The sequence below is a fragment of the Vibrio rarus genome (genome assembly GCF_024347075.1).
GTDB classification, from domain to species: domain Bacteria; phylum Pseudomonadota; class Gammaproteobacteria; order Enterobacterales; family Vibrionaceae; genus Vibrio; species Vibrio rarus.
In genome coordinates this window covers 327,922-347,812 of the sequence record NZ_AP024900.1, presented here as the reverse complement: position 1 = coordinate 347,812, position 19,891 = coordinate 327,922, and the positions used below count along the sequence as shown (strand labels likewise).

The window sequence follows — 19,891 nt, the reverse complement described above, 5'->3', positions numbered from 1 at the left end:
CGACTCCACAAGCATAATTTCTAATAACAATTCTAGCATAGCTAAGGATACATCAAAGTTAGGCTAAGCTTTTGAGCAATTTAACTTTGTTGCTCTTTTTTCATCCAGTTACACCACATTTCACTGACAAATTGCCGATGTTGCGTGAACTTATCCTCTGCTACGTCTGCATCCAAATTGAGTAAATTCCGTCTATGGATTTCATTTCGCATTGTTGTATAGGCTTCTACTAATTGTTTAGCCTGTTCTCGGGTCAGCACATCTGCTGCCACTAAACTTTGCAAAATACGCACATTGTCGGACCAATAGCTCAGGTTTGAATCACTATGGCTATAATTTAGCACCCAGTACTGAGTTAAGAACTCAATATCCGTGATCCCTCCCTGATCTTGTTTGAGCATAAAGCGATGTTTCTTTTTGCTTCCTAAATGCTCACGCATTTTCTCACGCATTTTGACGACTTCATCACGTAACTCTGATTGCTCTCTCGGTAAGCACAACACTTTTTTTCTGACCTTAGAAAAGGCATCCACTAAAATATCATCACCATAAATAGGACGCGCACGCACCAAAGCCTGATGCTCCCATGTCCACGCCTCTTGCAATTGATACTCTTCATAAGATTCAATAGGGCTGACCATCAAGCCAGAAGCACCCGACGGCCTTAGTCGAGTATCAATTTCATAAAGAATTCCAGAAGGGGTTCGTGTCGAGAAAAGATGGGTAATTCGTTGTGCAAGACGAAGGTAGAACTGCCTACCATCAATGCTTTTATCACCATCGGTATAAGAAGAAAGCGGGCAGTCGTGTATGAACACTATGTCTAAATCCGAGTTATAACCTAACTCCCAGCCACCAACTTTGCCGTAACCTAGCACGGCAAAGCCTCGCCCCTCTCTGTTGAGCAAATGATTAGGCTCTCCGTATTTGGCTGCCATTTGTCGCCAAGCTTGATTAATGACCTGCTCAACAATGGCTTCCGCTAGATACGTTAAATGATCGCTGACCTGCATGACAGGCAATACTCCAGCAATATCGGCGGCAGCAATGCGTAAAATACAAGTCTGTTTAAATTGGCGTAATGCTTCCATCTGCTGCTCCATATCCTCTTCAGGTATGCGCGTCAGATAATCGCTTAATTCAGATTTATAGCTACTTAACTCTACCGGCTTATACAACTGTTGCGGATCAAGAAGCTCATCGAGCAATATTGGGTAGCGCCCTAACAACTCGGTTATCATCGGGCTTGCTGTACACAGTTTTACCAGTTGCTCTAAAGCGGCGGGGTGTTCATCAAGAAGCTCTAAATAAGTGGTGCGGGTCACTATCTTAGCCAGCACCATTAATACTCTTTCTAAACCAAACTCTCCTTCAGGGTGAGCCAGTACTGTAGAAATGAGCTTAGGCATCAAATGCCTCACCACTTCACGCCCTCTTGGTCCCAAGGTTTTTTTGGCTAGCTCAGCTTTAAAAGAACCTAAAGCCGCGGATAAATCTGATAATGATTTCTCTTTTATATCTAATGCTAATTCATTGAAGATGTTCGCTGTCTGTTCAGGATCATTGGCTAAACTCCACAACTCTACATACCTAGCGTCTATGGCCTGCCCATGATCTTCCTCATCTCCAATAAGATCTTCAAAGACTTGGTGCACATTAGACATATGCTGGTTCAATTCATCTTGTAGCTTGTTGTAATTGTCAAACCCCATCACCTCAGCCAATTGTTGTTGGTCACCACTTCCCTCTGGTAAGGTTTGGGTTTGCTTATCTTCCATGGCTTGCAACAGGTTTTCCAAGCGACGCAAAAAACGATAAGCCGACATCATGCCATCCACATCTGGCGCATCTAATAACTGCTGCTGTTTTATCGCTTGTAGCGTTTCCAATAGACCTCGGCCTCGAAGGCTGGGTTCTCGACCGCCACGAATTAACTGGAACACTTGGGCAATAAATTCTATTTCACGAATACCGCCAGGGCCCAACTTGATATTATTGTTCAACCCTCGACGGCGCACTTCACTGCGGATCATCGCCTTCATACGTCGTAAGGATTGAATCGCACTAAAGTCAATATAGCGACGGAATACAAAGGGGCGTAACATCTGGCGTAGCTCTTGATATTGAGGGTACATCTCTCGCCCCATGACCCGAGCTTTGACCATGGCATAACGCTCCCAGTCTCTTCCTTGCTCTTGGTAGTAATCCTCTAAAGCGGCAAAACTCATCACTAAGGGACCACTCTCGCCAAAAGGACGCAATCGCATATCCACTCGGTAGCAAAAACCATCTACGGTCACTTGATCTAAAGATTTAATCAAGCGCTGTCCTAGGCGAGTAAAAAACTGCGCATTGGCAATCGAGCGTCTTGCACCTTCTGTTTCGCCGACTTCAGGGTAAGTAAAGATCAAATCAATATCAGAAGAAAAGTTCAGCTCCCCTCCCCCCAGTTTACCCATGCCAATGATCAGCATGGGCTGCTCTTTGCCATCGGCATTTTTCGGTGTACCCCACGCCTTAACACAATCGGCATAATGCCAAGCATAGCTCTCAAAGATCATTGCTTCGGCAAGCTTTGAAACATGCGATAAACTCTGCTCTACCGGCCAACTCGCCACAATATCACGCCAAGCAATGGCAATAATTTCATGATTACGAAACGTTCGTAGCTGTTTCATCACCGCATTTTCATCACTGTATTCGGCTAATTGTGCATGTAGATCCGTTCGATAGTGAGCACTGCGCTCAGCCTGATCGAGCATTTCAGGCAGTTTTAATAACAAAGGCTCATCGCACAGTAACCGATTAAAGATAAATGAACTAAAGTTAATCACTTTCTCTAATTCTGCTCGCCTATGTTGCGGCCACAGCTCAGCAATACAAGAGAACTTATCCGTAAGCTGTTGATATCTATTTGTTGTTGTGCGGTGCATAAGCGCTCCATGGTGCGTCAAAGCAAAAGGGGGGAAATAGGGTTAAGAATAAAAAAGCGCTTACCCAAGGGCAAGCGCTCTGTTTCTGAAATGCGTTAATCAGCGACAAAAGCGAAAACTATCCTTTCCAATACGGCTGAGCTTCAATACACATTGCTCGGGTTTGCTCCATTGCGTGCAATATGGATGCTTGCTGACGATCTAGCCAACGCTGTAGTTGTTCCTGCTCTTCCCCTTGCAATTGATCCACAAGTTGGCGAACGGGAGCTAACGTTAACAGATCATCAATACCCTGAGAGAGATCCGCCCACGGCAAACGAAACGCTTGACGCATTTCTTGATCGAACAATGCGGCAAAGCAGATCCCGGAAAAGAGGCTTCGATTTAAGTGATAATGCTCTTCTATATAGTCTTGGGCCGTCAATGTTTGCTCTACAGGAAAAGCGCTAACCAGCTCCGCCCAAGTGCGATCCAGTTGATTTTGAGAGAATTTCATCAAATCACTCGACATCGCTTTACTGGATTTTTCATCTAAGAATGGCTGCCAACCTTTCGTGAGCACCCAACGACTCAAATCTAAAATCACCCCTGTATAACGGGCAGATTCAAGCAACTGTAGAATATCCGCTTCGGATGCTAAATTTTTTCGCGCTACTTTAAGCTGTTTGACCAACACTTTTTGTGCATCGAGCTTACGTAACGCATGTCCTTTATCTTCGGTTAGGTCATCGAGGTAATCCGCCGTTTGCACCCAATCGAGTTCTTGCTCTAGCCATTTTAACTCTTGCCTTAATATAGCGCTGGCACGACGAGGGACTATGCCACCAAACACCGCCAACGTCTGTCTAACAAAGCGCAGAGAAAAGCAAATTTCATGTAGGCAAGCCATGCTCGGAGATTCAACATACGCTTGCTCATGATATAGCCAGTGAGCCAGAGCGTGCTCTAACGATTTAATAAAGCAGCTTTCGACATTATCTTGAGTTGACACCTCAACTAAACCAAGCTGTTTTGGCTTACTGCCACTAAACCCTTGCGCTAAACGATAACCTCTCGCCGCTTTACTCAAATTACCAAGGCGCATGCCTCCGTCTTCACACAGTTGTCTTGCTAGAGTAAATAACGCATCTGTTTGGCCCGATTTCAGCTCAAGTTCCACCTCACAAATGGTCGAACGCAACTCTCCAGCCACCACTTCCCCCTGATCAAAGGCAACCTCAACTTGGCTCCCGTCAGGCATACCCACCAGCCACAACTCACGAGTGAAGTTGGTAGCAAAAAGTGGTTGTAACTCTGCGGCTAGATCGGCAACACTGCGCCCTTCTGGCCAAATTTCGCTAGGGTGCAAAGAAATATCAGGATCATCGCAAGTATGTTCGGCATTATACTCTGGTCGCTGATGCAAACCGGCTACAACGCGTCCAGATGTTTTTACTGTTTGCACATACACATCGTCAAAACGACGAATACGCATTCCAATATCGTGGTTGCGTAACCAGTTATCTGGAGTATCAAAATAGATGTTCCCCAAATCCCTGCTATTATGTTGTAGGATTTTATTGTGCGGAATTTTCTTTCTCAAAACTTCTGAGAACTGTGGTGAAACAAAAAATTTAAGCTCTATTTCAGTTTCCATAATTCACTCATAATCGACTGTCTATTGCAGATTAAATCTAAATTTGATTATCAGCAAGTGCCATTCAACTGATCCAAATCACGAAAAAAACCGTTTTTGTGCAATTTTAAATCACATACCCCCTTTTATTACGAAAAAAACCTATTATAGTTACACCCCAGCATGACAATCACATGACAAGACAAATATGCCAGTCAATACCATAATTGGTTTATTCGCAAAATCGCCAATAAAACCCTTGCAACAACATGGAGCGAAGGTCCAAGAGTGTGCTGCACTTTTACCAGACTTCTTTGCTGCCTCGAACGCTAACGATTGGGAAAAGGCGGCGGAATTCCGTCAGCAAATTTCCTCTCTAGAGAAAGAAGCTGACGTATTAAAACGCCAGATTCGCTTGCATCTACCTACGGGCCTATTTATGGCTTTTGATAGAGGCGATCTACTGGACTTGCTTACTCAGCAAGATAAAGTAGCCAACATAGCTAAAGATGTTTGCGGCCGAGTGTTAGGTCGTAACCTTCTTATACCTGAAGTATTGCATGACGACTTCCTAATATACGTAAAACGTTGTTTGGATGCCGTTGGCCAGATGTACTTGGTCATCAACGGGCTAGATGAATTGCTAGAAACGGGTTTTAAAGGACGTGAAGCAAAATTAGTTGAGTCTATGATCGATGAACTTGATCGAATTGAAGACGATACTGACCAAATGCAAATTGATTTACGTCGAAGCCTAAGAAAGATTGAAGATCAATACAGTCCTATAGATATGATGTTCTTATACAAAATCCTCGAATGGGTTGGTGGTATTGCGGACCAAGCATTGCGTGTTTGTGCCCGTTTAGAGTTGATGATAGCGCGTAGCTAATAATCTCCACACCTGTTCAATTTATTAATATCAAAGGATATTCAATGGATGTTCTAGCTAACTACGGCACTGTACTTCTGATATGTGCTGCCGTATTCGGTTTTATGATGGCTATCGGTATCGGTGCCAATGACGTTGCAAATGCTATGGGGACCTCGGTAGGTTCTAAAGCATTGACGGTTAAACAGGCGATCATTATCGCCATGATTTTCGAATTTGCAGGGGCGTACCTTGCGGGTGGTGAAGTAACCGATACCATCCGTAAAGGGGTTATCGATACTACGCTGTTTGTAAACTCTCCCGATCTATTAGTGTTCGGTATGATGTCTGCGCTACTTGCAGCAGGTACTTGGTTACTGCTTGCCTCTTATATGGGGTGGCCGGTATCTACTACTCACTCCATCATCGGCGCTATCATAGGTTTTGCTACCGTATCTGTTGGCTCTCAAGCGGTTGACTGGAGTTCGGTACAAAGCATTGTCGGTAGTTGGGTCATAACCCCCTTTATTTCAGGGTTATTTGCCTATTTTATTTTTGTCAGCGCGCAAAAGTTCATATTTAACACCCGAACTCCCTTAGAAAATGCTAAGCGATATGTACCGGTTTACATGTTCATCACCACCATAGTGATTGCCCTTGTGACCATCAAAAAAGGGTTAAAGCATGTTGGTTTACATTTAACTACTGGCGAAGCTTGGTTTTGGGCTATTGCGGTATCACTATTGGTCATGTTCATTGGTTATATCTATATCCAAAAACGCTTTAAGCTCGATCAAGATAACCACGAACACAGTTTCACTGGCGTAGAACAAGTCTTTAGCACCTTGATGGTTATTACTGCTTGTGCCATGGCCTTTGCTCATGGTTCCAATGACGTGGCGAATGCTATCGGCCCCCTATCGGCGATTGTTGCTACAGTGCAAAACATGGGTGAGATTGCAGAGAAGACTGAAATTGCATGGTGGATTCTACCACTTGGTGGTGTAGGTATTGTTGTGGGTCTGGCGACCATGGGTCACAAAGTAATGTCTACCGTAGGTACGGGTATTACAGAACTGACCCCAAGCCGTGGCTTTGCCGCGCAGTTGGCTACAGCAAGTACGGTTGTATTAGCATCAGGCACTGGCTTACCGATTTCAACAACGCAAACCTTAGTTGGTGCTGTACTCGGGGTTGGCTTTGCTCGTGGTATTGCGGCTCTTAACTTGGGTGTTGTGCGCAACATCGTTGTATCTTGGGTGGTCACTCTGCCTGCTGGTGCACTGCTTGCAATCATATTCTATGAGATCATGTTGGTGGTTTTCACCTAAGCATAATGTCAAATATCTGTCATATTTTGACAAACTAACGTTATAGAGGGGGCATTGCCCCCTCTTTTAGTTGCAGGCAACCTATAATCTACTTACTATTTAGGCAACGAAGGAATTGCTTTCCTCACCTAAATCTGATTTTTTGAAGGACTTACAGTGAAAAAACTTTTTTTGATCGCTTTTGTGGCTGTGATAGCAACACCTGCTGCGTGGGCGAAAACGATCTACATCTCCGATAACCTATTTACTTACATGCACTCAGGTCCTAGTGCTCAGTACCGAATTATCGGTAGTGTTGATGCTGGTGCAAAAGTCACTTTAGTGCAAACGAATAAAAAGAGTGGCTATACCGAAGTCGTAGACCAACGTGGCCGTAAAGGCTGGGTCGAATCTAAATACGTCACTCACAGGGAAGGCATGGTCACTCGCATGCCTCGTCTAGAAAAAGAACTGGCGCAAGTAAAAGCAGAGTTAGCTGGATTTAATGACAAAGCGAGCAAAGAGCAAGAAGGCCTAGTTCACTCTTTAGAAACGCGTAACTCTCAAATTGCTGAGATGGAAACGAACTACAAGAAAGTCAGTGACCAACTTCTCTCTGCTCAAACAGAGGTTCGCGAGCTAAGAGCTCGTCTGGATACGCAAAAAGAAGACCTACTATTGAAGTACTTCATGTACGGCGGTGGTGTTGCCGGACTTGGCCTACTGTTTGGTTTGTTACTACCACACGTTATCCCACGTCGTAAAAAATCCCCTAACGGCTGGGCATAAACTGCATCGATAAAAAAAGCTGCCAATGGCAGCTTTTTTTATTACCCTTTCCAATCATATAAAGCTGGGATTTGAATCTTCTCTCCCAAATATTCAATAACGATATAGCGAGGGGCAATTTCCACCAGCTTGGTATCCTTGTTGATCGCTTGCCCTTGCTGTAACTCTTTACCGTTAACTTTTACCCAGCGATGTTTAGGGTTACTGGCATACATGTGCGTTTGCAAATTAAGCGCCGGCAAATGGCCTTTAAAACGGTCACCGTCTTGGTCTAACTTAATCAACTTAACATTGCTCAATTTACTTTCATCAACCTCATCCACTTTATATTCAGATGGGTTATCTAGCACATTTGAAATACGCCCTGCGAGTTCAGGGGATAATTTCGATAAATCTAACTTAGATAGATTCCACTCACCATCATCACTGCCACTAGGAGATGTGTGTTTCGCCGTAGATGCGGTTTTCGTTGTATGAGAGGCTTTATGTGTTGTTGAAGCTTTAGTGGTGGTTTTGCTTACCGACTGATGACTACTGTGTTGCACATTAGGCTGAGTCTGCGGTAGCGGTTTTTCATTGTTCACTGTAATGGTGCTGGGTTTATCCCTTAACGCAGGATCTAACTGAGGTAAAGGTAATAGACCTTTACTTGGCTCAATAGGCAAAAAAGCCATCTCAATATTACTGCTTTCTGCTGGCTGATCACTTGGTATTGACTGGCTCACTACAAAATGACTTAGCGCCGGTGCGACCAGAGCTTCCACAGAGTGAGTCAATGACGAATCAGGAAATGCCATATATCCACCACCGCCCACTAGCAAGCCTAACGCCACCGCTAGCATCACCTTAGTTTTGCCATTACCAGCACTGTGCTGAGGCCGAGTCACGCTAGGTTGAGAGGGTAAGGTTTGTTCAAACTGTTTTTGCGACTGCTCAAGGGCTTTAAGTACCTGTGACATCACATCACCTCCTTGCTATGGTCAAGCAGTTTAGGCGCATTGTCACTGGTAAGCCTATCTAATTGACGTAACGTCTGTTTACCCGCAACCCCGTCTGCATCTAAGCCTTGCCAAGATTGAAAGGTCGACACTCGCTGTTGCAACTCTTGATTAAATACCTCGGTATCTAAAGGCTTAGCGTTAAGCACCTTAGCTAACAGTTTATCCAGCACTTTAACCTGCTCTCCACTGTTATTCAGTTTCAAGGTATGCCCTATTTCACTGTACCAAAGATACCTAAACTGCCCCTGCCAGTGTTGCTCTAGCCAGGTGATAGGTAACTGTACTCGCTGAGTGGCGAGTTGAAGGGTCACGGTATCGTGTTCCACTCCCTGCAAAATCGCAAAATACGGTTTATCACCATCGTACAGCGTCAGAACCACAGGACGATTAGAAGCAATTATAACTTCTAGCTGTGCAACGCTCTGAAAGCAATGAAATGGCGGTGTTGTGCCACTTTCACAGTCGGAGTCAACAATGGACGCATCAAAGCCCCACATACGATACAGAGCCTGCATGGCCCCCATAGGAGAGCGACTTTGTTCAATTAATTGATCGAGGTGTTGCTGTTGCTCATTTTCCACCTGTTGCAGTTGCGTTTGTTGCTCCTGCCATTGTTGATATTGAATCGCTTGGCTTTGCTGTTGCTCTTGCAATTGTTGCCACTGCTGCCAAGACGCCAATCCCACAAAGGTTGCACTAGCAATCAACAGGGCCAATATTGAGGGTGATAACCAACCAGATGAGCTTGAACGACGGGTGTTTGCCGCCTTAATGCTAGGGGCTTGATAGGATAAAACATCACTGCTGGCTTTTTTTGCCAGCGCATAGTCCACACTGCTTTGCTGACTCAACATCGCGTAATACAACGCTTTGTCACAAATCAGGTTAATTAAACGAGGAATACCTTGAGAGTGCGATGCAATATGCTGAATCGCACGCGCAGAAAACAGGGTTTCATCGCCGCCAGAAACTCGTAAACGAAAGGCAATGTAATCGGCAACGTCTTTCTCAACCAAAGGCAATAAATGGTAGCGCCCGGTAATTCTTTGTGCCAGTTGTCGCAGTTCCACCGTCTGCAATTTGTGTTGCAATTCAGGTTGCCCCACCAGCAACACTTTTAACAGTTTATGACTGTCCGTTTCTAAGTTAGTCAACAAACGCAGTTGCTCTAAAACCTTAGCCGATAAGTGCTGAGCTTCATCGATCAACAATAAGGTTTGCTTGGCTTGCTTATGGTTATCAAGCAGGTATTTATAAAGGGTTTGAGATAACTGTTTTAGACTGGAGGGTTGCTGGTAAGAAAGTGAAAACTCATCACAAATGGCTTCCAATAATTCCACTTCGGAAAAGGTAGGGTTCAATATCAACCCTGTCACCCAGTTTCCTTCTAGGTTTGCCAACATGGCTTTGGAAACGGTCGTTTTACCCGTACCGACTTCTCCGGTTAACATGGCGAGACCGCCACCACTATTAATACCAATTTGTAGATGCGACAGCGCCTCTCGGTGACGGGCGCTCAAAAATAGATATTTAGAACTCGGAACAATTGAAAATGGCTCATCGACAAAGCCGAAAAAATCCTTATACATTTAGCACTTCTGTATACACTTATTTTTCTGATTAAGTCACGCTACCACTGAAACAAAGAAAGTAAAGCGATCCTTTGCCTGCAGGTGATACTTGTAACTCTGAACTGCAATAAAGCACGACTATTGATACAATATCTCTCAATAGTGGCGTGACAAATACAGGTATAAGTGAGGACTTAATTTGCAAACCTATTTAGTGGGTGGCGCAGTGCGCGATAAACTGCTCAATATCCAGAGCTATGATCAAGACTGGGTGGTCGTGGGTTCTACACCACAGGCGCTCATCAAACTCGGCTATCAAGCGGTAGGCAAAGACTTCCCCGTATTTTTACACCCCACCACTCACCAAGAGTACGCTTTAGCTCGTACTGAGAGAAAATCTGGCAGTGGTTACACAGGTTTTGATTGTTATTTCGCCCAAGATGTTACTTTAGAAGAAGATCTCATTCGTCGAGATCTCACCATAAATGCAATGGCCGAAGATCCATCAGGCAAACTTTATGACCCCTACGGTGGCCAAGAGGACATCAAAAATAAACTGTTGCGCCACGTCTCCGATGCCTTTGTAGAAGATCCCTTACGAGTGCTTCGCGTTGCCCGTTTTGCCGCCAAACTGCACCACTTACAGTTTACGGTAGCCAAAGAGACCCAACAGTTAATGACAAACATTGTCGACTCTGGCGAGCTCGAAACGTTAACCGCAGAGCGAGTTTGGCAAGAGTGGCAAAAATCCCTGTTAACCGCAGACCCACAGATCTTTATCCATGTACTGCACAAGTGCTCGGCATTAAGCGTCATTATTCCTGAGTTGCAGCGTTTGTTTGGCGTGCCACAAACGGAAAAATGGCACCCAGAAATTGATACTGGCATTCATACCTTGATGGTAGCTAAACGCGCCGCTCAACTCACCACAGAGCCCGCAATACGCTTTGCTGCGCAACTGCACGATGTCGGCAAGGGTGTTACCCCAGAGGAAGAGTGGCCAAGCCATAAAATGCACTGTCATAGCGGACTTAATATCATAGAAAAGCTGTGTCAGCGCCTGCGCGTACCGAATCAATATAAAGAGTTAGCACTGCATGTATGTAAGCAACACTCTAATATTCACCGAGCAAAAGAGCTGAAAGCCTCCACCCTACTGCGCGTTCTTGATAGTTTTGATGTGTGGCGCAAGCCGCAAATACTGCAACAAGTATTAATCACTTGTCAGGCAGATAGCCAAGGACGCCTTGGGCATGACAGCACCCCTTACCCTCAGCGAGATTATGTAGAGGCGGTCTATCAAGAGGCCTTAGCGGTCAATGTGCAGCAAGTTATCCAAGATGGCTTTAGTGGCAAACACATACGTGAAGAACTCAACAAACGCCGAGTGGAAGCCATCGATAAGGTTAAGCAAAACTGGCTATGGGATTAAAACAACCTCCCACTTTCACTGGGAGGTTGTTGTTATAGGTTTATTGAGTGAGCAAAAAGGCAAATAAGCCTGCACCCAAAATGAGTCGGTAGATAACAAATGGCGTCATCCCCATGCGAGAAATTAGCTTCAAAAAGTAATGAATACAGATATACGCACTAATAAAGGACACCAAAATACCGGTTCCCAGTACGCCTAAATGCATAGGTTCTGGGCTCAGGGCCAATTTGGTTCCTAGGTATCCCCCCGCTAAAGTAATAATGGGAATCGACATTAGGAAAGAGAATCGCGCGGCCGCTTCACGAGTAAAGCCAAGGTATAGCGCGGCAGTAATTGTGGCCCCAGAACGGGAAGTACCGGGAATCATCGCCATCGCTTGTGCGATACCGATAATTAAGGTTTTTTTCCAAGTGGTCTGATACTCATCTTTAGATAAGGTGGAAACTTTATCTGCATGCCAGAGCAATAAACCAAAAATAATAGTGGTACAAGCTATCACCCAGGCACTGCGCAAATACAGCTCAATCAGATCATTTAAAAACAATCCCGCTAAGCCTGCTGGGATTGTGGCGAGAATAATCATCCATGCCAACGTCGATTCTTTATTGTGTTGTTGTTTAAACACAGAGCCGAAAAATGCGCGTAAAAGGGTCACAACTTCGTGTCTAAAATAAATCACAACAGCCAACAAGGTGCCAACGTGTACCGCAACATCAAAGGCTAAGCCTTGGTCTGCCCAGCCTAAAACGGCTGAGGGTAAAATAAGGTGAGCAGAGCTCGATATTGGTAAAAACTCCGTTAGCCCTTGGATAAGGGCTAATGCAAACGCTTCAAAATAACTCATTAATAATCATCACTTAAAGGTAAAGATATAGCGGTAAGATTACTCATACCACCGATGGATAAAAACTGTTGTTGCCAAATTTGCTCAATCGTTCGCCCCTCTCCTGGCACCAGCAGTTCAGGGCATAATTCATAAAGTGGCTGCAACACAAAATTAAACTTAAAAATATCGGCTCTCGGTAGCTGTGGCGACTGCTGACGAATGACATCACCAAAGAGAAGGATATCGATATCTAAAGTGCGATCTTGTTGTTTTTGGGCATTTTCTGGGCGACCATAGGCCAACTCAAGCGCACGTAATTGAGCGGCAAACTGCGACAGTGTTAAGTCTGTTTCAAGGCCAATGACGAAGTTATAAAACTCCGCGCCATTAAATCCTGCCGCGGGACAACGATATATCGTCGAGACCTGAAGATGACTGCCTAAACGTTGCAATTGAGTGATCGCAACCTGAGCATGCTTATCTCGTTCTATATTGGTTCCTATGCCTAAATAGGCTCGGGTCACAATGCGCCTCGCTCAATAACAACGCCAACACTTGCCGCTTGTGGCACTGCCCCAGGCTTGCGCAATTTAATTCGTAACCAAGGTACGTTAAATTGAGTCATGATCAGCGAAGCAATTTCTTCAGCAACACGCTCTACCAATAAAAAGCGCCCCTCTGTAATGTGCGTGATCACCGCTTGGCTTACAGAGAAATAGTCCAATGCATCTGCCACATCATCACTCTCTCCGGCGGCTTGGTTATTGTGAGCCATTTCAATATCAAGCACGAGCTTCTGCTTGATTTCCTGCTCCCAATCGTACACACCTATGGTAGTAATTACCTCGAGTTGCTCAATGAAGACTCTGTCCTTATTCATTATTTATCTCCTTTAATTGCCTCTTTCTATAGCAAATGTTGCTAAAACAAGTTCAAATACAAAGATTGAGGTCGGATAAGCCAAAAGTATAAAAAAACGTAATATACTACATCAAAGACCTAACTATCATCCTGATAAAAGCGATAATAGCTACAAAGTGTAAAGGATACCTATGTCTGCAACGGCTCTACTAATGATCATCTTGGCCTATTTATTAGGTTCAGTGTCGAGTGCCGTTTTAATTTGTCGCGTTTTCAAGCTTCCCGATCCGAGAACGGCAGGTTCCAAGAACCCAGGCGCCACTAATGTCATGCGTATCGGTGGTAAGCTCCCCGCGGCTTTGGTTTTAATTTGCGACATGGCAAAAGGCACCATCCCTGTTTGGTCAGCCTACTATCTGGATTTAACCCCAGTCATGTTAGGTTTAATTGGTATCGCAGCCTGTATTGGCCACATCTATCCTATTTTTTTCCACTTTAAAGGGGGAAAAGGGGTGGCGACAGCTGTTGGAGCCATTGCCCCTATCGGCTTTGATCTTACCGGAATGTTGATGGGCACTTGGTTGATCACCGCTATTATCTCAAGATACTCATCTTTAGCGGCCCTTGTAACTGCGCTACTTGCCCCATTTTTCACTTGGATGATTAAGCCCCAATATACACTCCCTGTAGCCATGCTGTGCTGTTTAATTATCTGGCGACATCAAGACAACATTAAGCGTTTGATTGCGGGAGACGAGCCTAAAGTAGGCTCAAAGAAGCCATAGCAATAAAAAAAGCTGACCAAACAAAGGCCAGCTTTTCAAGGTGTCACTCAATATCAAGCAATAGGATCGAGTTGATCAATAGGCCAACGAGGTTGAGCTTTTACGCTAAGATCGGAGTTTTCACCGTTTTTCAAACGTTGCATCCCAGCATAGGCGATCATCGCCCCGTTATCGGTACAAAATTCAGTACGTGGATAGAATACTTCGCCACCCACTTTTTTCGCTAACCCTTCAAGCTCAGCACGCAACTGCTTGTTGGCACTCACGCCACCGGCAATGACGATACGCTTCATACCTGTTTGTACTAACGCGCGCTTGCATTTAATGGCTAAGGTAGCACATACCGCTTCTTGGAAAGCGTAAGCAATATCTGCGCGAGTCTGATCATCGTTATCATTTGAAGAGATGGTATTTGCCGCAAATGTTTTTAAACCAGAGAAACTCATATCAAGGCCCGGTCTATCTGTCATAGGGCGAGGAAATTTAAAACGTCCCGGCGTGCCTTTTTCCGCTAAACGAGATAAAAGTGGCCCTCCTGGGTAATCTAACCCCATTAGTTTCGCCGTTTTATCAAACGCTTCACCTGCAGCATCATCAATGGATTCACCTAGAATTTGGTAATCACCTATTCCTTTAACTTCCACAATCATGGTGTGCCCACCGGACACTAACAAGGCAATAAATGGAAACGGAGGCGGATTATCCTCTAGCATAGGGGCCAACAAGTGCCCTTCCATGTGATGAACAGGGACAGCAGGCACATCCCATGCATAGGCAATACTGCGACCTATAGTAGCCCCAACTAACAAGGCACCCACAAGCCCAGGCCCTGCGGTGTAAGCGATACCGTCAATGTCGTCTGAGGTTAAACGGGCTTCTTTCAAGGCTTCTTTAATCAGTGGGATGGTTTTTTTCACATGATCGCGAGAGGCTAACTCTGGCACAACACCACCGTAATCGGCGTGCAGTTTTACTTGGCTATACAGTTGATGTGATAACAAACCTTTCTCATCATCATAAATAGCAACGCCTGTCTCATCACAGGAGGTTTCAATACCTAAAATACGCATACATTTCTCGCGACTTCTCTAATATGCGGCAAGTTTACCTTTTCCTAATTGTTCAAACAAATAATTGATCGTTTTCTCCGCAATAAAGTACTTTACAAACACTATCAGTTCGGATTAAAATTCCGCACCATTTTTGATCAAGCTGGTTATTCCCCCTGCAAGTGAATTTGCCCGGAAAGTGGAATCCAGTATTAACGAATAACCCCTGAGGTGAAAGGCATATGCCAGTAGTTAAAGTACGTGAAAACGAACCGTTCGACGTAGCTCTACGTCGCTTTAAGCGCTCTTGCGAAAAAGCAGGTATTCTTTCTGAAGTGCGTCGTCGTGAGCACTATGAGAAACCAACCACAGTTCGTAAACGCGCTAAAGCAGCAGCTCAAAAGCGTCACGCTAAGAAGCTAGCTCGCGAAAACGCACGTCGCGTTCGTCTTTACTAATCCCCGATTACATTAGGAATTAGTAATGGCTCTTATTGATAATCTCAAAGAAGAGCAAAAATCTGCGATGAAAGCCAAGGACAAACCGCGCCTTGGCACTATTCGTTTAGCCTTGTCAGCAATTAAACAGCGTGAAGTCGACGAGAGGATTACTCTGACCGACGACGATATCATCGCTGTGATGACTAAAATGGTTAAACAACGTCGCGATTCTGTCGCTCAATACGAATCTGCCGGTCGTCAAGATCTTGCTGATATTGAGAAAGCTGAAATTACAGTGCTTGAGGAATTTATGCCTCAACCGTTATCTGAAGAAGAAGTTGCTGCATTAGTTGCTAATGCAATTACCGAAACTGAAGCTGCGGGCATGCAAGACATGGGTAAAGTAATGGGCGTTCTCAAACCCCAAATTCAAGGGCGCGCAGATATGGGTAAAGTAAGTGGTTTAGTTCGCTCTAAACTCGCTTAAGACCCAGAATAAAAATTAAAGCAAGCCGTGCTTTCTCTGAATGCACGGCTTGTTTGTATCTTGCACACATGCACTTTCTTTAGGATCTATGGCTGGACATATACCCCGTACCTTCATTGATGACCTACTTGCTCGACTGGATATTGTCGATATCGTTGACGCGCGAGTAAAACTAAAGAAAAAAGGCAAAAACTACGGTGCTTGCTGCCCATTCCACAACGAAAAAACGCCCTCTTTCAGCGTTAGCCAAGAAAAACAGTTTTACCATTGCTTTGGTTGTGGTGTACACGGTAATGCCATCGACTTCATGATGGAATACGAACGTCTGGAGTTTGTTGAAGCGATAGAAGAGCTCGCTTCTCATCTTGGTATTGAGGTACCAAGAGAGCAACGTCAAGGCAGTTTTAATCAAGGCCCTACAGCAAATACAGAGCAAAAACGCAGCTTATACGACCTACTTGGTAGCATTGCTGGATTTTATCGCTCTCAGCTGAAAACCAGTGCAGGAAAAACCGCGATTGAGTACTTGAAGAATCGAGGCTTAAGTGGCGAAGTAGCACAAAAATTTGAGATTGGTTTCGTAGCGGATGAATGGGATTCGGTACGAAAACAATTTGGTCAGCAACCACAAGCACAAGAGGCACTTGTGAGTGGTGGTATGCTGATAGAAAACGACAAAGGTAACCGATACGACCGTTTCCGTGGTCGCATCATGTTCCCTATTCGTGACCGTCGAGGTCGAGTTATTGGTTTTGGTGGACGAGTCATCGGTGATGGCACACCTAAATACCTTAATTCACCAGAAACGCCTATATTCCATAAAGGCAAAGAGCTTTATGGTTTATACGAAGTACTGCAAACCCACCGTTCCCCACAACACATTTTAGTGGTTGAAGGGTATATGGATGTGGTCGCCTTAGCGCAGTTTGGTGTTGACTATGCCGTGGCTTCTCTTGGCACTTCAACAACCGGTGATCACCTACAAATGTTGTTTCGACAAACCAGTAATATTGTGTGTTGTTATGATGGCGATCGCGCAGGTCGAGATGCAGCATGGCGAGCGATGGAAAATGCACTACCCTATCTTAACGATGGTCGTCAGCTTAAATTTATGTTCTTACCTGATGGTGAGGATCCTGACACTTATATACGTCAACATGGAAAAGAAGCCTTTGAACAGCAAGTTGCCACTGCAACCACGCTATCAGAGTTTATGTTCCAAACATTGATGCAACAAGTTGATACCAGTAGTAAAGAAGGCATGGCTAAACTGAGTACCTTAGCTATCCCTTTAATTAGTAAAGTCCCTGGCGGTACATTACGCATGTATTTGCGTGAATTGCTAGGTAGAAAATTAGGATTAGTGGATGAAAGGCAACTGCAACAGCTGATTGCAAAATCAGATCAGCAACCGTCTCGACCCGCTCCTCATAGAAAAATAGAAAGAACACCAATGCGTGTAGTGATCGCGTTATTACTACAAAATCCGCATTATGTAGAGTTAATGCCAAACTTAGACTCAATTAGGCAAACTAACCTGCCTGGTCTAAGTTTATTACTCGATGTGGTTGATAAGTGTATAAATCATCCCCATATTACCACTGGCCAGTTATTAGAGAATTGGCGTAATCAGAAAGACGAACGCATTTTGTCACTTCTCGCAAGTTGGGAATTACCCACTTACAGAGAAGAAGACAATCATGACGATATTTTTTGCGATTCATTGGATAAAGTTATTTACCAATGTATCGAACGGCAAATTGAAACCCTACAAGCGAAAGAAAGAAGCATCGGCTTATCAGTCGATGAGAAAAGGGAGCTGCTAGCTTTGATGCTAGAATTAAAAGCATGAGACCCTGAACGCTTGTAATGTAAAAATCTTTGCTATAATTAGCGGTCTGCATTTCGCAAACTATTTCTTTACCAGACCAGAATTTGGATACCATCTATGGATCAAAATAGGCAGTCACAGCTTAAGGCACTTGTTCTTAAAGGCAAAGAGCAAGGCTATCTAACTTATGCCGAAGTTAACGACCATCTACCGCCAGAAATCGTCGATTCAGAACAGGTCGAAGATATCATTCAGATGATCAACGACATGGGCATCAAAGTGGTAGAAAATGCCACTGAGATTGATGACGACACGATTAATGACGAAAGCACCGAAGTCGATGAAGATGCGGCAGAAGCCGCTGTTGCAGCTTTAAGCACCGTTGAAAGTGAAATTGGCCGTACAACGGATCCCGTTCGCATGTATATGCGTGAAATGGGTACGGTTGAGCTTCTGACTCGTGAAGGTGAAATCGATATCGCGAAGCGTATCGAAGATGGCATCAATCAAGTTCAAGCATCAGTTGCTGAGTTTCCAGGCACAATACCGTATGTTTTAGAGCAGTTCGATAAAGTACAAGCTGAAGAACTTCGCCTAACAGACATTATTTCAGGGTTTGTTGACCCAGATGATGACGGCACTACAGCCCCAACCGCGACTCACGTTGGTTCAGAACTTGCGAAAACCGATCTTGAAAAACAAGACGCGGAAGAAGAAGACGACGAGGAAGAGGAAGAAGAAGATACAGGAATCGATCCAGAGCTCGCTCTAGAGAAGTTCACTAACCTTCGTAACACTTACCAAGATCTGCAACTGGTATCCAACACAGAAGGCCGTGATAGCAAAGCCTTTAAAGTGGCTACCGCTAAAGTTAATGATGTGTTCCGTGAGTTCCGTCTAACGCCAAAACAATTTGACCACCTTGTGACTCAACTTCGTACCTCTATGGAACGAGTTCGTACACAAGAGCGTTTGATCATGCGCCAAACCGTAGAATACGGTGGCATGCCAAAGAAAGAGTTTGTTAAAACGTTCACTGGCAATGAATCAAGCGATGCATGGGTAGATAAAACGTTAGCTTCAGACGCACCTTACAAAGAGAAGATCCGTCGTAACGAAGAAGACATCCGTCGCTCTATTCAAAAGCTAAAAAGCATTGAAAAAGAAACATCACTAACGGTTCAATCTATTAAAGATATCAGCCGTCGTATGTCTATTGGCGAAGCTAAAGCTCGTCGCGCTAAGAAAGAGATGGTAGAGGCAAACTTACGTCTTGTTATCTCTATTGCGAAAAAATACACCAACCGTGGTCTACAATTCTTGGATCTTATCCAAGAAGGTAACATCGGTTTGATGAAAGCCGTAGATAAGTTTGAATACCGTCGTGGTTATAAGTTCTCAACTTATGCGACATGGTGGATTCGTCAGGCGATTACTCGTTCTATTGCTGACCAGGCACGTACTATTCGTATCCCTGTGCACATGATCGAGACCATCAACAAGCTAAACCGTATCTCTCGTCAAATGCTTCAAGAAATGGGCCGTGAGCCACTTCCAGAAGAACTGGCAGAACGCATGCAAATGCCAGAAGACAAGATTCGTAAAGTACTTAAAATTGCTAAAGAGCCAATCTCAATGGAGACACCAATCGGTGACGACGAAGATTCGCACCTAGGTGACTTTATCGAGGATACCACTCTAGAGCTTCCTTTAGACTCTGCAACGGCAACTAGCCTTAAGTTTGCAACTAAAGACGTTTTAGCTGGCCTAACGCCTCGTGAAGCAAAAGTACTGCGTATGCGCTTTGGTATCGATATGAACACTGACCACACTCTTGAAGAAGTGGGTAAACAGTTTGACGTTACTCGTGAACGTATCCGTCAGATCGAAGCAAAAGCACTACGTAAACTGCGTCACCCAAGCCGCTCAGAAACTCTGCGCAGCTTCCTAGACGAGTAGAAAATAAGCGTTTATGTAAAAAAGGTGAGCTTAAGCTCACCTTTTTTGTATCCCGTTGTTTGATCGAATAAAAACTATACATAAATCTCCTTTATTCTTACGACTAAATCTAGACACATCTCTACCCATCTCAT

Annotated in this window: 17 protein-coding genes; 9 read left to right on the top strand and 8 right to left on the bottom strand. The window is 44.5% G+C overall.

All coding sequences use genetic code 11. The annotated features are described in order from the left end of the window. Positions 1 to 80: 80 nt before the first annotated feature. Complete coding sequence (glnE, locus tag OCU56_RS01660; protein WP_261873864.1) at positions 81 to 2,933, bottom strand: bifunctional [glutamate--ammonia ligase]-adenylyl-L-tyrosine phosphorylase/[glutamate--ammonia-ligase] adenylyltransferase; 2,853 nt, start codon at positions 2,931 to 2,933, stop codon at positions 81 to 83. 118 nt (positions 2,934 to 3,051) lie between these two features. After that, positions 3,052 to 4,569, bottom strand: coding sequence for a CYTH and CHAD domain-containing protein (locus tag OCU56_RS01655; protein ID WP_261873863.1), 1,518 nt, complete (start codon positions 4,567 to 4,569; stop codon positions 3,052 to 3,054). A gap of 187 nt (positions 4,570 to 4,756) precedes the next feature. On the opposite strand from OCU56_RS01655, the gene OCU56_RS01650 reads away from it, so the two are divergent. The 3 genes from OCU56_RS01650 to OCU56_RS01640 all read left to right on the top strand — a co-directional run bounded on the left by OCU56_RS01650 (position 4,757) and on the right by OCU56_RS01640 (position 7,515). Continuing rightward, on the top strand, positions 4,757 to 5,437 hold the full coding sequence (locus OCU56_RS01650; protein ID WP_261873862.1) for a TIGR00153 family protein: 681 nt from the start codon (positions 4,757 to 4,759) through the stop codon (positions 5,435 to 5,437). 44 nt (positions 5,438 to 5,481) lie between these two features. Further along, on the top strand, positions 5,482 to 6,747 hold the full coding sequence (locus OCU56_RS01645) for an inorganic phosphate transporter (RefSeq protein ID WP_261873861.1): 1,266 nt from the start codon (positions 5,482 to 5,484) through the stop codon (positions 6,745 to 6,747). Positions 6,748 to 6,903: 156 nt separating this feature from the next. Continuing rightward, positions 6,904 to 7,515, top strand: coding sequence for a TIGR04211 family SH3 domain-containing protein (locus tag OCU56_RS01640; protein WP_261873860.1), 612 nt, complete (start codon positions 6,904 to 6,906; stop codon positions 7,513 to 7,515). 41 nt (positions 7,516 to 7,556) lie between these two features. Here the strand turns inward: OCU56_RS01640 and OCU56_RS01635 are convergent, their stop codons facing one another. Beyond that, complete coding sequence (locus OCU56_RS01635; protein WP_261873859.1) at positions 7,557 to 8,474, bottom strand: general secretion pathway protein GspB; 918 nt, start codon at positions 8,472 to 8,474, stop codon at positions 7,557 to 7,559. After that, on the bottom strand, positions 8,474 to 10,105 hold the full coding sequence (locus OCU56_RS01630) for an ExeA family protein (RefSeq protein ID WP_261873858.1): 1,632 nt from the start codon (positions 10,103 to 10,105) through the stop codon (positions 8,474 to 8,476). The genes OCU56_RS01635 and OCU56_RS01630 overlap by 1 nt, the downstream gene beginning before the upstream one ends. A 181-nt stretch (positions 10,106 to 10,286) precedes the next feature. Here OCU56_RS01630 and OCU56_RS01625 point away from each other — a divergent pair, with 181 nt between their 5' ends. Then, positions 10,287 to 11,519: a multifunctional CCA addition/repair protein gene (locus tag OCU56_RS01625; RefSeq protein ID WP_261873857.1), complete on the top strand. Its 1,233-nt coding sequence runs from the start codon at positions 10,287 to 10,289 to the stop codon at positions 11,517 to 11,519. A gap of 40 nt (positions 11,520 to 11,559) precedes the next feature. Here the strand turns inward: OCU56_RS01625 and OCU56_RS01620 are convergent, their stop codons facing one another. From OCU56_RS01620 to folB, 3 genes are read right to left on the bottom strand one after another with little or no spacing between them, the layout of a single operon-like run. Continuing rightward, positions 11,560 to 12,363: an undecaprenyl-diphosphate phosphatase gene (locus OCU56_RS01620; protein WP_261873856.1), complete on the bottom strand. Its 804-nt coding sequence runs from the start codon at positions 12,361 to 12,363 to the stop codon at positions 11,560 to 11,562. Then, positions 12,363 to 12,869 carry a 2-amino-4-hydroxy-6-hydroxymethyldihydropteridine diphosphokinase gene (gene folK / locus OCU56_RS01615; RefSeq protein WP_261873855.1) on the bottom strand — a complete coding sequence of 169 codons (507 nt, stop codon included), beginning with the start codon at positions 12,867 to 12,869 and terminating at the stop codon, positions 12,363 to 12,365. Before folK ends, OCU56_RS01620 begins: the two co-directional genes overlap by 1 nt. Further along, positions 12,866 to 13,225, bottom strand: coding sequence for a dihydroneopterin aldolase (folB, locus tag OCU56_RS01610; RefSeq protein WP_261873854.1), 360 nt, complete (start codon positions 13,223 to 13,225; stop codon positions 12,866 to 12,868). Before folB ends, folK begins: the two co-directional genes overlap by 4 nt. A 172-nt stretch (positions 13,226 to 13,397) precedes the next feature. On the opposite strand from folB, the gene plsY reads away from it, so the two are divergent. Continuing rightward, positions 13,398 to 13,991 (top strand): glycerol-3-phosphate 1-O-acyltransferase PlsY, encoded by a 594-nt coding sequence (plsY, locus tag OCU56_RS01605; RefSeq protein ID WP_261873853.1) that lies wholly within the window; start codon positions 13,398 to 13,400, stop codon positions 13,989 to 13,991. Between the two features lie 53 nt (positions 13,992 to 14,044). Here plsY and tsaD read toward each other — a convergent pair whose 3' ends face one another. Next, on the bottom strand, positions 14,045 to 15,061 hold the full coding sequence (gene tsaD, locus OCU56_RS01600) for a tRNA (adenosine(37)-N6)-threonylcarbamoyltransferase complex transferase subunit TsaD (protein WP_261873852.1): 1,017 nt from the start codon (positions 15,059 to 15,061) through the stop codon (positions 14,045 to 14,047). Positions 15,062 to 15,282: 221 nt separating this feature from the next. Between tsaD and rpsU the strand changes: the two genes are divergently transcribed. The 4 genes from rpsU (at position 15,283) to rpoD (ending at position 19,757) form a co-directional block, all read left to right on the top strand. Next, a complete protein-coding gene (rpsU, locus tag OCU56_RS01595) occupies positions 15,283 to 15,498 on the top strand; it encodes a 30S ribosomal protein S21 (protein WP_001145625.1) in 216 nt (71 codons plus the stop codon). A gap of 25 nt (positions 15,499 to 15,523) precedes the next feature. Beyond that, positions 15,524 to 15,967, top strand: coding sequence for a GatB/YqeY domain-containing protein (locus OCU56_RS01590; protein WP_261873851.1), 444 nt, complete (start codon positions 15,524 to 15,526; stop codon positions 15,965 to 15,967). A gap of 88 nt (positions 15,968 to 16,055) precedes the next feature. Beyond that, entirely contained in the window at positions 16,056 to 17,819 is a 1,764-nt protein-coding gene (dnaG, locus tag OCU56_RS01585; protein ID WP_261873850.1) for a DNA primase, read from the top strand. 96 nt (positions 17,820 to 17,915) lie between these two features. Continuing rightward, positions 17,916 to 19,757 carry an RNA polymerase sigma factor RpoD gene (gene rpoD, locus OCU56_RS01580; protein ID WP_261873849.1) on the top strand — a complete coding sequence of 614 codons (1,842 nt, stop codon included), beginning with the start codon at positions 17,916 to 17,918 and terminating at the stop codon, positions 19,755 to 19,757. The last annotated feature ends 134 nt before the right edge of the window (positions 19,758 to 19,891 follow it).

Coding starts and splice junctions, on each gene's coding strand:
- folB (WP_261873854.1), bottom strand. CDS start 13,225: ATGAATAAGGACAGAGTCTTCATTGAGCAACTCGAGGTAATTACTACC.
- glnE (WP_261873864.1), bottom strand. CDS start 2,933: ATGCACCGCACAACAACAAATAGATATCAACAGCTTACGGATAAGTTC.
- rpoD (WP_261873849.1), top strand. CDS start 17,916: ATGGATCAAAATAGGCAGTCACAGCTTAAGGCACTTGTTCTTAAAGGC.
- plsY (WP_261873853.1), top strand. CDS start 13,398: ATGTCTGCAACGGCTCTACTAATGATCATCTTGGCCTATTTATTAGGT.
- OCU56_RS01655 (WP_261873863.1), bottom strand. CDS start 4,569: ATGGAAACTGAAATAGAGCTTAAATTTTTTGTTTCACCACAGTTCTCA.
- OCU56_RS01645 (WP_261873861.1), top strand. CDS start 5,482: ATGGATGTTCTAGCTAACTACGGCACTGTACTTCTGATATGTGCTGCC.
- OCU56_RS01635 (WP_261873859.1), bottom strand. CDS start 8,474: ATGTCACAGGTACTTAAAGCCCTTGAGCAGTCGCAAAAACAGTTTGAA.
- OCU56_RS01590 (WP_261873851.1), top strand. CDS start 15,524: ATGGCTCTTATTGATAATCTCAAAGAAGAGCAAAAATCTGCGATGAAA.
- OCU56_RS01620 (WP_261873856.1), bottom strand. CDS start 12,363: ATGAGTTATTTTGAAGCGTTTGCATTAGCCCTTATCCAAGGGCTAACG.
- rpsU (WP_001145625.1), top strand. CDS start 15,283: ATGCCAGTAGTTAAAGTACGTGAAAACGAACCGTTCGACGTAGCTCTA.
- dnaG (WP_261873850.1), top strand. CDS start 16,056: ATGGCTGGACATATACCCCGTACCTTCATTGATGACCTACTTGCTCGA.
- tsaD (WP_261873852.1), bottom strand. CDS start 15,061: ATGCGTATTTTAGGTATTGAAACCTCCTGTGATGAGACAGGCGTTGCT.
- OCU56_RS01630 (WP_261873858.1), bottom strand. CDS start 10,105: ATGTATAAGGATTTTTTCGGCTTTGTCGATGAGCCATTTTCAATTGTT.
- OCU56_RS01650 (WP_261873862.1), top strand. CDS start 4,757: ATGCCAGTCAATACCATAATTGGTTTATTCGCAAAATCGCCAATAAAA.